Source organism: Streptomyces sp. Act143 (assembly GCF_003143935.1).
In the GTDB taxonomy this organism is placed as follows: domain Bacteria; phylum Actinomycetota; class Actinomycetes; order Streptomycetales; family Streptomycetaceae; genus Streptomyces.
The window spans coordinates 1-248 of sequence record NZ_QFRX01000003.1 but is presented as its reverse complement, the minus strand read 5'-3'; the positions used below and the strand labels follow the sequence as shown (position 1 = coordinate 248).

1 pseudogene is annotated in these 248 nt (G+C 71.0%); it reads left to right on the top strand.

Features of this window, described 5'->3' with window-relative positions:
- Positions 1 to 198, top strand: a pseudogene (locus DI272_RS43230) (small hydrophobic protein); the annotation flags it as partial.
- Positions 199 to 248 lie beyond the last annotated feature (50 nt).

Genomic DNA, 248 nt, shown 5'->3' with positions numbered 1-248 from the left:
GCGGTCGCCGGCTTCTTCGTGCTGGGCATCATTCTGGGCCCCGTGGCGATCGTCTGCGGTTGGCTTGCCATGGGTCGCACGTGGTCGCGTTCGCGGCCGGTGACGGCCTTGGTCGCCTTTGTGCTGGGCGCTATTGACACGCTTCTGGCGGTCGTGTGGCTGGCGGGAGCGGCTTTCCCGGGGAACGGCGTGTTCTAGCCGGGGAGTGAGGGAGGGGCCCCTGGCGTGATGGGCCGGGGGCCCGCCCG